The sequence below is a fragment of the Paraburkholderia sp. RL17-373-BIF-A genome (assembly GCF_046030175.1).
GTDB lineage: Bacteria > Pseudomonadota > Gammaproteobacteria > Burkholderiales > Burkholderiaceae > Paraburkholderia.
Window position 1 is genome coordinate 94,785 of sequence record NZ_JARESO010000008.1, and the last position, 13,153, is coordinate 107,937.

11 protein-coding genes are annotated in these 13,153 nt (G+C 64.7%); 9 read left to right on the forward strand and 2 right to left on the reverse strand.

Annotation, left to right across the window (positions count from 1 at the left end; all coding sequences use genetic code 11):
* Positions 1–22 precede the first annotated feature (22 nt).
* The 3 genes from P0D80_RS12365 to P0D80_RS12375 are packed head-to-tail and all read left to right on the forward strand — an operon-like array spanning position 23 to position 2,666.
* The gene (locus P0D80_RS12365) at positions 23–1,132 is read left to right on the forward strand and encodes a COX15/CtaA family protein (protein ID WP_408284154.1); all 1,110 of its coding nucleotides are present in this window, start codon (positions 23–25) and stop codon (positions 1,130–1,132) included.
* A gap of 6 nt (positions 1,133–1,138) precedes the next feature.
* A complete protein-coding gene (cyoE, locus tag P0D80_RS12370; RefSeq protein ID WP_132376148.1) occupies positions 1,139–2,044 on the forward strand; it encodes a heme o synthase in 906 nt (301 codons plus the stop codon).
* 4 nt (positions 2,045–2,048) lie between these two features.
* Positions 2,049–2,666: an SCO family protein gene (locus P0D80_RS12375; protein ID WP_408284157.1), complete on the forward strand. Its 618-nt coding sequence runs from the start codon at positions 2,049–2,051 to the stop codon at positions 2,664–2,666.
* A 67-nt stretch (positions 2,667–2,733) separates the two neighbouring features.
* On the opposite strand, the gene P0D80_RS12380 is transcribed toward P0D80_RS12375, so the two are convergent.
* Entirely contained in the window at positions 2,734–3,024 is a 291-nt protein-coding gene (locus P0D80_RS12380; RefSeq protein WP_408284160.1) for a YciI family protein, read from the reverse strand.
* Positions 3,025–3,279: 255 nt separating this feature from the next.
* On the opposite strand from P0D80_RS12380, the gene P0D80_RS12385 reads away from it, so the two are divergent.
* Together P0D80_RS12385 and P0D80_RS12390 are read left to right on the forward strand one after the other, a co-directional pair.
* The gene (locus tag P0D80_RS12385) at positions 3,280–5,136 is read left to right on the forward strand and encodes a methyl-accepting chemotaxis protein (RefSeq protein WP_408284162.1); all 1,857 of its coding nucleotides are present in this window, start codon (positions 3,280–3,282) and stop codon (positions 5,134–5,136) included.
* Positions 5,137–5,387: 251 nt separating this feature from the next.
* Positions 5,388–6,200, forward strand: coding sequence for a MetQ/NlpA family ABC transporter substrate-binding protein (locus tag P0D80_RS12390; RefSeq protein ID WP_132376144.1), 813 nt, complete (start codon positions 5,388–5,390; stop codon positions 6,198–6,200).
* 13 nt (positions 6,201–6,213) lie between these two features.
* On the opposite strand, the gene P0D80_RS12395 is transcribed toward P0D80_RS12390, so the two are convergent.
* The gene (locus tag P0D80_RS12395; protein ID WP_408178264.1) at positions 6,214–7,140 is read right to left on the reverse strand and encodes a bifunctional helix-turn-helix transcriptional regulator/GNAT family N-acetyltransferase; all 927 of its coding nucleotides are present in this window, start codon (positions 7,138–7,140) and stop codon (positions 6,214–6,216) included.
* Between the two features lie 370 nt (positions 7,141–7,510).
* Between P0D80_RS12395 and P0D80_RS12400 the strand changes: the two genes are divergently transcribed.
* From P0D80_RS12400 to ptsP, 4 genes are all read left to right on the forward strand, one after another.
* The gene (locus tag P0D80_RS12400; RefSeq protein ID WP_132376142.1) at positions 7,511–8,245 is read left to right on the forward strand and encodes a GntR family transcriptional regulator; all 735 of its coding nucleotides are present in this window, start codon (positions 7,511–7,513) and stop codon (positions 8,243–8,245) included.
* 102 nt (positions 8,246–8,347) lie between these two features.
* Positions 8,348–9,451 (forward strand): N-acetylglucosamine-6-phosphate deacetylase, encoded by a 1,104-nt coding sequence (gene nagA, locus P0D80_RS12405; RefSeq protein ID WP_132376141.1) that lies wholly within the window; start codon positions 8,348–8,350, stop codon positions 9,449–9,451.
* Positions 9,444–10,451, forward strand: a complete 1,008-nt coding sequence (locus P0D80_RS12410) for an SIS domain-containing protein (protein ID WP_408284353.1) — start codon at positions 9,444–9,446, stop codon at positions 10,449–10,451. The genes nagA and P0D80_RS12410 overlap by 8 nt, the downstream gene beginning before the upstream one ends.
* A gap of 38 nt (positions 10,452–10,489) precedes the next feature.
* Positions 10,490–13,054 carry a phosphoenolpyruvate--protein phosphotransferase gene (ptsP, locus tag P0D80_RS12415; RefSeq protein WP_408284165.1) on the forward strand — a complete coding sequence of 855 codons (2,565 nt, stop codon included), beginning with the start codon at positions 10,490–10,492 and terminating at the stop codon, positions 13,052–13,054.
* Positions 13,055–13,153 lie beyond the last annotated feature (99 nt).

The window sequence follows — 13,153 nt, forward strand, 5'->3', positions numbered from 1 at the left end:
CGCCGCAATATAGGTAAGAGAGATGTTCGTACTGCAACTGGCTTTGATCGGCTTGTGTATCGCGTTGTTGCCGCTGTCCTACGTGTGGGTCAGGGCCGACGACAACAAATTTCGCAAGCTGGTCTGGCTCACCACCTTCCTCACGCTCGATCTGGTGATGTTCGGCGGCTTCACGCGGCTCACCGATTCCGGGCTTGGCTGTCCGGACTGGCCGGGCTGTTACGGCACATCATCGCCGTTCATCGCGCATGCGGCGATCGCGGCCGCACATCAGGCGATGCCCACCGGACCGGTCAGCATGACGAAGGCCTGGATCGAAATGATCCACCGTTACTTCGCGATGGCGATCGGCGTGCTGATCATCGCGCAGACCCTCATCGCGTGGACGGCGCGTATCAAGCGACGCCCGCTGCATGTATCGCCGTGGTGGCCGACCTCGCTGTTGCTGCTGATTCTGGTGCAAGGCGCGTTCGGCGCCTGGACCGTGACGATGAAGCTGCAACCGATCATCGTGACGACACACTTGCTGCTCGGGCTCGCGCTATTGGGCACCCTCGGCTGGCTGGCCGCGCGGCAAACGCCGTTGCCCGCTTACGAGCCCGAGGCCGCGCGCTGGCGTGCGGCGGCGATCGCGGGTCTCGTGCTGCTGATCGCGCAGATCGCACTGGGCGGCTGGGTCAGCACGAACTACGCGGTGCTCGCGTGCACGGATTTCCCGACCTGCAACGGCCAATGGGTCCCGCCGATGGATTTCGCGCACGGCTTCCACCTGTGGCGTGCGCTGGGCATGACCGGCGACGGCGACATGATCACGCAGGATGCGCTGGTGGCGATCCACTGGACGCACCGCACGTTCGCCATCGTCGTGGTCGCCTATCTGGCGTGGTTCGCGCTCAAACTGCGCCGCTTCGAGTCGCTGCGGCGGCCCGCAAACGGCGTGCTGCTGGTCGTGCTGATCCAGTTCATCACCGGGCTGTCGAACATCGTTCTGCAATGGCCGTTGCCCATTGCGGTCGCGCATAACGGTGGGGCCGCGATCCTGCTGCTTCTGCTCGTTATGTTAAACTTTCGGATCGCTTATAGCCGTCCCGGCCGCGCCGTGCTCCCTGCGCGCGATGCCGCGCCAGCGTGACTCCACATGGACAGCACAACACTCTCCCAAACGCCCGGTAGCCGGGTCTCCCAGTACATCGCCCTGACGAAGCCGCGCGTCACGCAACTCGCCGTGTTCTGCGCCGTCATCGGCATGTTTCTGTCGACGCCTGGCATGGTGCCGTGGACTCCCCTGATCGGCGGCACCGTCGGCATCTGGTTGCTGGCCGGCGCGGCGTTCGCCATCAATTGCCTCGTCGAGCAGAAAATCGACGCCAAGATGCGCCGCACCTCGTGGCGCCCGTCCGCGCGCGGCGAAATCACCACCACGCAGATTCTGCTGTTCTCGGCCGTGCTCGGCGGCCTCGGCATGTGGACGCTCTACACGTTCGCCAATCCGCTCACCATGTGGCTCACGCTGGCCACGTTCGTCGGCTATGCCGTTATCTATACGCTGCTGCTCAAGCCTGCCACGCCGCAGAACATCGTGATCGGCGGCGCCTCGGGCGCCATGCCCCCGGCGCTCGGCTGGGCCGCGGTCACCGGCCACGTGCCCGGCGACGCCTGGATCCTGGTGCTGATCATCTTTGTGTGGACGCCGCCGCATTTCTGGGCGCTCGCGCTGTATCGCCGCAAAGACTACGAAAACGCCGGCCTGCCGATGCTGCCGAACACGCACGGCGAGAAGTACACGCGCCTGCATATTCTGCTGTACACGGTGATCCTGTTCGCGGTCACCATGATGCCCTTCATCTCCGGCATGAGCGGCGTGGTGTACCTCGCGTCGGCCGTGCTGCTGGGCGCCGTGTTCCTTGCCTATGCGTGGAAGATCTATCGCGAGTACTCGGACGATCTGGCGCGCAAGACCTTTCGTTATTCGATCGTCTATCTCTCGCTGCTATTCGCTGCGCTGCTGATCGACCACTATGCGCGCGTCCTGATCGGCGCGTAATACCATGCTCAATAACCGCTTCGCGCGCATGGCGCGTGCTGCCGTGATCGCTTGCGCGCTCGGTGGCGCCTCGCTGGTCGCAGGCTGCGGCAAGCAGCCGCCGGCGTTCCAGAATCTCGACATCACGGGCAATACCCAGTTCGGCAGCAACTTCTCGCTGCCCGACACGGCCGGCCACCTCCGCAGCATGGCGGACTACAAGGGCAAGGTCGTGGTGCTGTTCTTCGGCTACACGCATTGCCCGGACGTTTGCCCGACCACCATGGCCGAGCTATCGCAAGCGTTGCAGCAACTCGGCCCGGAAGACGCGAAGCGCGTGCAGGTGCTGTTCGTCACCGTCGATCCGGATCGTGATACGCCGGCCTTGCTCGCGCAATACGTGCCGGCGTTCAACCCGACGTTCGTCGGCTTGCGTCCGGCCGATCAGGCGCAGCTCACCAAGATCACGAAGGACTTCCGCGTCTACTACGCGAAGGTGCCGGGCAAGACGCCTGACAGCTACACGATGGATCACACGGCCGCGAGCTATGTGTTCGACACGGACGGCAAGCTGCGTCTGTTCGCGCGCGACGGCCAAGGCGCAACGCCGTGGGTGCACGACATCAAGCTGCTGCTCGACTGACACGCGCAGCCGTAAGGGCGCGTGTCGTATCACGCGCCCGTTTTCAAATTTCCCTGCGCTTCAAGACTCAAGCTGGCATCGGCAAATTCAATCCGGGCGCTAGCCGCGTCGCCTTGAACTCCGTCACCACGTAACGCGCAAGGTTCTGCTGCGCGAACGGGTCGCTGGCGAGAATCTCATCCAGCTTATCGCGCTCGATGCGCACCGCCAGAATGATGCCGCCGTCGCGCGGCACTTTCGGTCCGGCGGCGACGAACACGCCTGCTTCGAACTGCTGCGTCAGAAACGCGCGATGGGCTTCCAGCGCGTCGTCGACGCGTTCGAGCGGTGCGGTGTAGGTAAGGTCGATGACGTACATGGGCGTTCTCTCCGCAATGGAATGTGCCGCTAAAAGGTGCGGCCGCAGCCTCGGATTATCGGTCAGAGAACGATTCAGCGCGTGTGATCTGCCTGCACGCACGCCGCCCTCGCCAGGCGGCTGGTTTCCTTGCAGCGTCTCTCAAGTTGCCCGTTTGTCTTGCCGTTATATCTATAGCAATCGTTTGCGCGCGATACGCAGTCGCGTGCTTGCGACCGCGAACGGAACACGAATCACACGAGAGAGACCACAACAATGAGCAGGATGAGTTTGAATCGCAAACTATGGCTGTCGCTCGCGCTCGTCTGGCTGGGGCTGCTGGGCGTCGGGCTGTGGAGCGCGGTCGAAACGCGCAGCACGATGCTGGCCGAGCGCAAGGCGGGCATGGTGAATCTGGTCGATGCCGCGCAGGGCATCGTGAACGGTTATTACGCGCTCTCGCAAAGCGGCAAGCTGAGCGAGGCCGATGCGCAGCGCGAAGCGCTCGCCCGTCTAGCGACCATGCGCTACGGCGAATCCGGCTACCTGTTCGTGATGGATTCGAAGCCCGTCGTGCTGATGCATCCCACATTGCCGCAAATGACCGGCAAGCCGGTCGGCGACTTCAAGGACCCGGACGGCAAGCTCCTGTACGTGGCGATCGTCGACGCGGCCAAGGCGAGCGGCCGTGGTTTCGCGGAGTATCGCGGACGCCTGCCGCACAGCGAAACGGCCGTGCCGAAGATCAGCTACGTGGTGCGTTTCGCGCCGTGGGACTGGAACATCACGAGCGGCGTTTTCATCAAGGACATCGACACGGTGTACTACGAGACGCTGCTCGGCCACCTGGCTGTGGTGCTGGTGATCGGCGCGATCATCTCGCTGGCGATGGTGCTGATCATCCGCAACGTACGTGCGAGCCTCGGCGGCGAACCTGACCAGGCGGCGCGGCTTGCGGCAAGTATCGCGCAAGGCGATCTGACGCAGGTGGTCGAGGTTCGTCCGCAGGACAAGACCAGCATGATGGCGGCCATGCATGAAATGCAGAACCGTTTGCAGCGGACCATCGGCGAGATTCGTCGCTCGGCCGAATCCATTGCGTCGGCGACGCAGCAGATCGCCGCCGGCAATGGCGATCTGTCGCAGCGCACCGAGCAGCAGGCGGCTTCGTTGCAGGAGACAGCGGCGAGCATGGAAGAACTCACCGCGACGGTCAAGCAGAACGCCGACAACGCGCGGCAGGCGAGCGGACTCGCACATAACGCGTCCGAAATCGCGACGCGCGGCAACGACGTGGTGAGCCGCGTGATCGGCACGATGGGCGAGATCAACGACAGCTCGCGGCAGATCGCGGACATCATCGGCGTGATCGAAGGCATTGCTTTTCAGACCAACATTCTTGCGTTGAACGCGGCCGTGGAAGCGGCGCGCGCCGGTGAGCAGGGCCGCGGTTTCGCGGTCGTCGCGGGCGAGGTGCGCAGCCTCGCGCAGCGCTCGGGAACGGCGGCGAAGGAGATCAAGCAGTTGATCAGCGCGTCGGTCGAACGCGTGCATAACGGCTCGACCTTGGTGCAGCAAGCCGGGAGGACGATGGGCGAAATTCTGCAAGCCGTGCAGCGTGTCACCGACATCATGGGCGAGATCGCGGCGGCATCCGAAGAGCAGAGCAGCGGCATTTCGCAAGTCGGGCGCGCCGTCACGCAAATGGATGAGGTGACGCAGCAGAACGCGGCGTTGGTCGAGCAGGCGGCCGCCGCAGCCGCTTCGTTGCAGGATCAGGCGGGGCGGCTGCGTGACACAGTGAGCGCGTTTCGCGTGAATAGTGCGGACGTTGCCGTGCAGAATTCGGCTGCGGTCGCGGCGCGGAGAGTGACGGCTACGGCGACGGCTGCGGCGCCGCAAGCAGCCGCAACGGCAGCGGCAATGCGCGAAATCGGCACGGCACTGCACTCTGCGTCGGCATTGTCGCGCGCGGAGCCGAAGCTGTCGGCTCCCGCCAGAGCGTCCGCCGCGCCGACCTCGGCATCGCCCGCGCATGTGACGAGCGCCAAGCCTGCCGCCTCGACCGCGCCACGCGCGTCAACCGTGGCAGTGAAAGCCACCCCGCCCGGCGACGACTGGACCACCTTCTGATTCTCCGCTGCAGCGCCCGCGTGCCTCTCATGAGCACGCGGTCCCGCGCCGTTCAACGCGCATAACCATATGCGATCGTGATATTTCCCATCTCGCCGGGACTATGAGACCATTTCAGGTCCAGTCGGCTGCGCATTGTCAAAAGCAATGTCCGCCGTCGGCTTCCACCCGAATCTGACACCGATCAGAAGTCGATGAGCGGTCGATCAAGTCACCGATCCAGCCATCGATTAGAAACAAGCGAGAATCACATGCAGCGCAGAAACATCCTCAAAGCCCTCTCGGCAGTCGTCGCCAGCACGGCGATCTTCACCAGCTTCGGCGCGCACGCCGACGACAAAGTCATCAAGGTCGGCACCATCGGCGGCCCGGACGCGCAGATCTGGGAAGTCGTCACCAAAGTGGCGAAGCGCGAAGGCCTGAACGTGAAGGTCGTCGAATTCAACGACTACGTGCAGCCGAACGCCGCGCTCGACGCCGGCGACCTCGACGCAAACAGCTTCCAGCATCAGCCGTACCTCGATAGCCAGATCAAGCAGCGCGGCTACAAGATCGTCAATGCCGGTCTCACGTACATCTCGCCGCTCGGCATCTACTCGAAGAAGCTGAAGTCGCTGAAGGATCTGCCGCAAGGTGCGAAGGTCGCGGTGCCGAACGATCCGTCGAACGAAAACCGCGCGTTGCTGTTGCTGCAAGCGCAAGGCGTGCTCAAGCTGAAGACCGGCGCGGGCACGAACGGCAATAACGCGACGCCGCTCGACGTCGCCGACAATCCGAAGAAGATCAAACTGGTCGAACTCGACGCCGCACAACTGCCGCGCTCGCTGTCGGACGTCGACGCCGCCGCGATCAACACGAACTTCGCGCTGGCCGCCGGCCTGCAGCCGACCAAAGATGCGATCGCGCTCGAAGACGTGCATAGCCCGTACGCGAACCTGATCGCCGTGCGCACGCAGGACAAGGACAAGCCGTGGGTCAAGAAGCTGGTTGCCGCTTACCAGTCGGAAGACGTGCGCCAGTTCATCAAGACGCAGTTCAAGGGTTCGGTGGTGCCGTCGTTCTAAGCGGCGACGCTTGCTACAAGCCTAATTCCCATCGCTCGATCATCAGGTCCTTGCCGAAACGGCGCTCAGCCGCCGTGCCGGCGAGCCTGAACCCGGTGCGCTCGCACAGGCGCCGTGGTTGTTCGAGCGAGGCGGCCGTTGTCAGCGTGAGCTTCGTATAGCCCGCGCGCCTCGCAAAGCGCACGCATTCGCTCAGCAACTGCGTGCCGATGCCCAGCCGCTGCACGTCCGGCTCGACCCACAGCAGCCGCACGCCGGCCACCGTCGTCGACACGCCGACGATGCAGACCGAGCCGACCACCATGCCTTCCTGATCGGCGACCCAGCACATCTCCCGCACCGGATCGTTGCGTTGTGTGTAATCGGCGACGACCCGCGCGAGCAATCCCTCGAACGATGGATCCCAGTCGTATTGCGCGGCGAACCATTGCGCCTGCCGATGCACGAGCCAGCCGCATTCACCTGGGCGCGGCTGGCGGAGCACCACGAGTTCGTGCCGCGGCTTGTCACCGAGCAGCCGCTCGATGGTCTTCATCGCGGTGATCAACTGATCCTGAGAGAGGGCCGTGAGGCCGGAAAGCAGTATCGACACTTCTTCGATCGCCGCGTTATCGAGCGGTGCGTACGCGGCGTGGCCGCTGTCCGTGAGCGCGATCAGCGACTGGCGCGCGTCCGTCTCGGACGGGCGGCGCGTGATCAGATCGCGTCGTTCGAAGCTGGTCAGCAGACGGCTGAGATAACCGCTGTCGAGACCGAGGGAACGCCCGAGCACCGAGGCCGTTTGAGGACGTCCGCGGGAGAGCTCGTGCAGTACGCGCACCTCGGTCAATGAGAACGCGCTCTTTGCCAAATGCTCATGCAGTGCGCCAATGTGTCGGGTATAGAAGCGGTTGAAATGGCGGACGGCCTGAGCGCGCCTCAGCGCCTCGGAATCTGTCAAATGCTGCTCCCAGGGGATTTTTATAGCTTGCTACTCAGCACTATATTGGAACGCACCCCATTACAAAAGCCACGCCGGCAAAGGCTTGATCGGCACTGGTATTAAAAAGGTATCGATCACGGCAGAGTGTCAGTGTACTGAAACCCTGCTTAAAGCCGGCCAGATGCCTTCCCAAAGCCCAATACGGGTAAATCCTGGGCTCCAAAAACCCTCTCCAGCGCCTCCGAATGCCCCTCTAAGCCTTATTCAGCAAGGCTTTGCGCCAAATCATACCAGCATGGAACCAGTTGGTTGACTGGTATTATGTTGGTTATATAATGGGCTCTCATTTTTCGTAGGCCTACCTTTTCGCGAAGGCCGCCGGAGCCCCATGGAAACTCGCTGGTCCGCACTGATGCCTGACGCCCGCAACGTCACGCCGCTCTATTTGCAGCTCGCGCGCAATCTTGCGACAGCGATCCACTGCGGCGTGTGGTCGGCCGGTGAGGCGCTGCCCTCGGAGCGCACGCTCTCGGACGCGATCGGCGTGTCGCGCATCACGGCGCGCAAGGCGATCGAGTTGCTGGTCGAGCAAGGGTTGATCCGGCGCGCTCGCGGCGCAGGCAGCTTCATTACGCCGCGCGTCGAAGACCCGCTTTCGCGGCTCACCGGCTTCACGAAGAAGATGCAGCAGCGCGGTTTCCGGCCGGATTCGGTGTGGCTCGAGCGCGATATCCGCGCCGCCAACCGCGACGAGCTGGTGCACCTCGGGCTGTCGCCCGGCGCGGCGGTAACGAGTCTGCGGCGCCTGCGGCGCGCGGACGGCATCGTCATGGCGGTCGAGCATTCGGCGTTGCCGGCGGCGATCGTGCCCGATCCGCACGCCATCGGCGACTCGCTTTACAGCTATCTCGAACGCCGTGGCGCCGCCGTCGTGCGTGCCTTGCAACACTTCCGCGCGGTCAACGCTTCGAGCGAGATCGCTTCGTTGATGGACATCGAACCGCGCTCGGCGCTGCTGGTCATTACCCGTATCGGCTATAGCGCCGACCAGCGCGCAATCGAACTGACCGACACCTATTGCCGCGACGATTACTACGACTTTGTCGCTGAATTGCGCACCTGAACTGCTCGACCGAGCAGAGCGCGAAGCCCGCAAGTTCAGGTGCGGCGCCGCCGTCAGGCGCCATTCAGTCACGCCCCGTATCACGCCTCACCAGAGAGACTCATGCTGACCGGAAACATACTCACCACCGATGGGTGGATTCACGGCACGCTCGAATACGAAAACGGCCGCATCACGGCGCTCACCGGCGAACGCGTCGATCCGTCGACGAACGACGCGCCGTACATCCTGCCCGGCTTCATCGATCTGCACGTGCATGGCGGCGGCGGGTCCGACGTGATGGAAGGCGGCAACGCGATCGAAACCATCACGCGCACGCATGCGCGTTACGGCACGACCAGCCTGCTCGCCACCACCATGACCGCGCCGCGCGACGAACTGATGAGCGTCGTCGCTGAGTTGGGCAACAACGCGCGGATTCGCACGCCAGGCGGCGCGCGCGTGCTCGGCGTGCATCTGGAAGGGCCGTACATCAACCCCGGCAAGCTCGGCGCGCAACCGGATGCGGCGGTCTCCGCGGTGATGGACGAAGTGCTGAAGTATCTGTCCATCGCGCCGATTCGCGTGGTGACGCTGGCGCCGGAAATTGCCGGCCATATGGAGATCATCTCCGAAATGGCGGCGCGCGGCGTGCGCGTGCAACTGGGCCATTCGCTCGGCACTTACGACGATGCCGTCGCCGCGCTCAAGCACGGCGCCTGCGGCTTCACGCATCTGTTCAACGCCATGTCGCCGCTGCACCATCGCAATCCAGGCCTCGTCGGCGCGGCGCTCGCGCACGCCGAGTTCGCCGAAATCATTCCCGATCTGCTGCACGTCCATCCTGGGGCGATCCGCGCGGCCTTGCGCGCGATTCCGCGTCTCTATGTGGTCACGGACAGCACCTCGGCCACCGGCATGCCCGACGGCGAATACCGCCTCGGCAGCCAGCATGTGACGAAGTGTCTCGGCGGCGTGCGTCTCGCCGACGGCACGCTCGCCGGCAGCACCCTGACCATGGATCAGGCGCTGCGCAATCTTGTGTCGATCGGCTTGCCGATCGCCGATGTATCGAACCGTTTGTCGCGCTACGCCGCCGACTACCTGGGCATTGAAGACCGCGGCCGCATCGCGCGCGGTGCATGGGCCGATGTGGTCGTGTTCGATCGTGAATTGGCGTTGACCGCGACTTACGTCGAAGGAGAAGCAATTGTCGAATATGCTTAAAGAGGCGCTGGCGTCCGCTGATACGGTCGCCGCGCAACTCACGGACACCTCGCGCGTCGAGGCGCTGGCGGCGAAGCTCGCCCAGCAGCCGCGCCATGTCGCGCTGACGGTCGCGCGCGGCAGCTCCGACCATGCGGCGAGCTACTTCGCCAGCCTGACGATGAGCCGCCTTGGCGTGCCGGTCGCCTCGCTGCCGATGTCGGTCGCCACGCTGCAACAGGCGCCGCTGCAGGTGCGCGATCAACTCGCGCTGGCGTTCTCGCAGTCGGGTAAGAGCCCTGACCTGGTCGGCACCATGGAGGCATTGCGCCAAGCCGGCGCGCTGACCGTTGCCGCCGTGAACGTGTCGGGCTCACCCTTGGCCGACGCGTGCGAATTCGAGTTGCCGCTCGAAGCCGGTCCGGAATTGAGCGTCGCGGCCACCAAGAGCTATATCGCGATGCTGTCGATTTCCGCGCAGCTCGTCGCGCATTGGCAGCAGGACGCCGAATTGCTCGCTGCGTTGAAGACGCTGCCCGAAGCACTGCGTGCCGCCGGTGAACTCGACTGGTCGGCAGCCGTGGAGGAATTGCGCGGCGTCGAGCGCATGATCGTGATCGGCCGCGGTTTGGGTCTTGCCATCGCGCAGGAAGCCGCGCTGAAACTGAAGGAAACCTCCGGCATTCAGGCCGAAGCGTTTTCGAGCGCGGAAGTGCGTCACGGTCCGATGGAATTGATCGATCGCGACTACCCGCTGCTGGTCTTCGCACCGCGCGGGCCCGAGCAGGCCGGCTTGCTGCAACTCGCGCGCGATATGAAGGCGCGCGGCGCCCGCGTTCTGCTCGCGGCGCCGGCTGACGTGCCGGAAGCCACGTTGCCGCTTGCACCCACCGCCCATGCGGCGCTCGATCCGATCGCTGCAATCCTGTCCTTTTACGTGATGGCCGCCGGTCTTGCCGCCGCGCGCGGGCGCAATCCCGATGCGCCGCGCCATCTCAACAAAGTCACCGAAACTCACTGACGAGAAATCAGATGCGACGTGTCGAGGAGTCCCGCTTGATGAGCCATTCTGAAGGCCATATTGTTTTACTCGCGCCCATGACCGGTCCGGTCGTGCCGCTCGCGAACGTGCCCGACCCTGTGTTTTCGGGCGGCATGTTCGGCGACGGCATCGGCATCGATCCGCTCGAGGGCCGACTCGTCGCGCCGTGCGACGGTACCGTCACCCATCTCGCGCGCACCGGTCACGCCGTGACGCTGGCCACGGCCGAAGGCGCCGAAATTCTGCTGCATATCGGTATCGATACGGTCGAACTGAACGGCAAGGGCTTTGCGCCGATGGTCGCTCAAGGCGCTCACGTGCGCGCTGGCGATGTGCTGATCGAATTCGATCAGGATCAGGTCGCGCTGAATGCGCCGAGCCTCGTGTCGGTAATCGCGATCGCCAATTCGGATGCGTTCGAGATCGTCGAACGTGTGCAAGGCGGCTTGCTGAAGGCGGGTGAAACGCCGCTGCTGGTGCTGCGTGCGCGCGGCGGCGCGGCGGCCGAGGCCTCGCGCCAGGCGAGTGCAACGAACGTGACGGAGGAAGCGCGTCAGCAGGTCACGCTGGTTCACGCAGGCGGTCTACATGCACGCCCGGCGGCGCGTGCACGTGAAGCGGCACGCGGCTTCGACGCACGCGTCGAAGTGCGTTACGAAGGACGCAAGGCGGCGATCGAAAGCGTGGTCGGTTTGCTGGGCCTCGGTGCAGGCGAAGGCGCGACCATCGAGTTGCTCGGCGTCGGTCCGCAAGCAAAAGCTGCGATCGAAGCGATCGCGCATGAATTGACGCGCGAAGCGCACGGCGAAGTCGAAGAAAAACCGGCGCGCCAAAGCTCGCCGGCGCCGCAAGCCGTTGCGCGTCCGGCGGGCGAACCGCTCGCGCCGAATACACTCGCCGGCGTCTGCGCGGCGCCGGGCGTCGCGGTCGGCAAGCTGGTGCGCTGGGACGACGCGGACATCGATCCGCCCGAAAAAGCGAACGGCACGTCGGCTGCGGAGAGCCGCTTGCTCGACAAGGCGATTGCCACCGTCGATGCGGACCTCGGCACGACCGTCCGTGACGCCTCGCAACGCGGCGCGGTTGGCGAAGCGGGCATTTTCGCGGTGCATCGCGTGCTGCTCGAAGATCCGACGCTGCTCGACGCCGCGCGTGATCTGATCAGCCTCGGCAAGAGCGCCGGTTTTGCGTGGCGCGAAGCGATCCGCGCACAGATCGCCATCCTGACGAATATCGAAGACGCGTTGCTCGCGGAACGCGCCGCCGATCTGCGCGACATCGAGAAGCGCGTGCTGCGCGCGCTGGGTTACACGAACGCCGCGGCGCGCACGTTGCCGGAAGAAGCCGTGCTAGCGGCTGAAGAGTTCACGCCGTCCGATCTGTCCACGCTGGATCGCTCACGTGTCACCGCCTTGGTGATGGCGCGCGGTGGCGCGACCTCGCACGCGGCGATTCTCGCGCGTCAGGCCGGCATTCCCGCGCTGGTGGCAGTCGGCGACGCGTTGCATGCGATTCCCGAAGGCACGCAAGTGGTAGTGAACGCCACGACCGGCCGCCTCGAATTCGCGCCGACCCAACTCGATGTCGAGCGCGCGCGCTCGGAGCGCACTCGCCTCGCCGATGTGCGCGAAGCGAATCGCCGCACCTCGCAGCAAGCGGCGGCCACGTCCGATGGCCGCGCGATCGAAGTGGCCGCGAACATCGCCACGCTCGACGACGCGAAGACCGCCGTTGAAAACGGCGCCGATTCCGTCGGCCTGTTGCGCACCGAACTGCTGTTCATTCACCGCGCCGCTGCGCCGACCACGGACGAACATCGTCAGAGCTACCAGGGAATCGTCGACGCATTGAGCGGCCGCACCGCGATCATCCGCACGCTGGATGTCGGCGCGGACAAGGAAGTCGACTATCTGACGCTGCCGCCCGAACCGAATCCCGCGCTCGGATTGCGCGGCATCCGACTCGCGCAAGTGCGTCCGGATCTGCTCGACGATCAGTTGCGCGGCCTGTTGGCGGTGCAGCCGCTCGGCGCCGTGCGCATCCTGCTGCCGATGGTGACCGACGTCGGCGAATTGATCCGTATCCGCAAGCGTATCGACGAATTCGCGCGCGAGTCGGGCCGCACGGAGCCGATCGAAGTCGGCGTGATGATCGAAGTGCCGTCGGCGGCGCTGCTTGCCGATCAACTGTCGCAACACGCGGATTTCCTCTCGATCGGCACCAACGATCTGACGCAATACACGCTCGCCATGGACCGGTGCCAGGCCGACCTCGCCGCCCAGGCGGACGGCTTGCATCCGGCTGTGCTGCGGTTGATCGCGGCCACCGTGCAAGGCGCGAACAAGCACGGCAAATGGGTCGGCGTGTGCGGCGCGCTGGCGGGCGACCCGCTCGCCGTGCCGCTGCTGGTCGGCCTTGGCGTGACCGAGCTTTCGGTGGATCCGGTGTCGGTGCCGGGCATCAAAGCGCGGGTGCGCAACCTCGATTATCAGCTGTGCCGTCAACGCGCCCAGGATGCCCTGGCGCTCGAATCGGCGCAGGCGGTAAGAGCAGCAAGCCGCGAAACCTGGCCTTTGGACTGAACCCCATACGGTCCGCAGCCAGCTTCGCTCAGTCATTACTCGTAGCTACAAAACTCAACGACGCCGTTTAATCACGGCGTTCAACAAAGAGACAAGGAT